Origin of the sequence: Streptomyces sp. NRRL S-1813 (assembly GCF_000719605.1) — a bacterium.
Taxonomy (GTDB): domain Bacteria; phylum Actinomycetota; class Actinomycetes; order Streptomycetales; family Streptomycetaceae; genus Streptomyces; species Streptomyces decoyicus.
Genome location: NZ_JOHB01000105.1, coordinates 1 through 317, shown reverse-complemented (window position 1 = coordinate 317; position 317 = coordinate 1). Strand labels below are relative to the sequence as shown.

General features: G+C 72.6%; 1 protein-coding gene. It reads left to right on the top strand.

Annotation, left to right across the window (positions count from 1 at the left end; all coding sequences use genetic code 11):
* Positions 1 to 317, top strand: a 317-nt coding sequence (locus IF67_RS40095) for a hypothetical protein (RefSeq protein WP_037840465.1), incomplete at both ends; no start/stop codon positions are given.

Genomic DNA, 317 nt, shown 5'->3' with positions numbered 1-317 from the left:
CGGCTGGAGCGTCTGCTGCGGGCGGCCGTCGCCGACGCCTCACAACCGATCGCCGACCTGGACATCCTCACCGCACCCGAGCGCACCACGCTGCTGCACACCTGGCCCAGCGCCGTACGCGAACTGCCGGACGGCACCATCCTGCCGGACCACGTCCGCGCCTACGTCCTCGACCACGACCGACAGCCGGTGCCCGCCACAGTCCCCGGCCAACTGCACCTCGCCGGACCCGACCTGACCGGCACCACCCTCACCGGCCACGAACTCAGCCACGACACCTGCGTCACCGACCCCTTCAGCCCCGCCGGCTCAGGCTC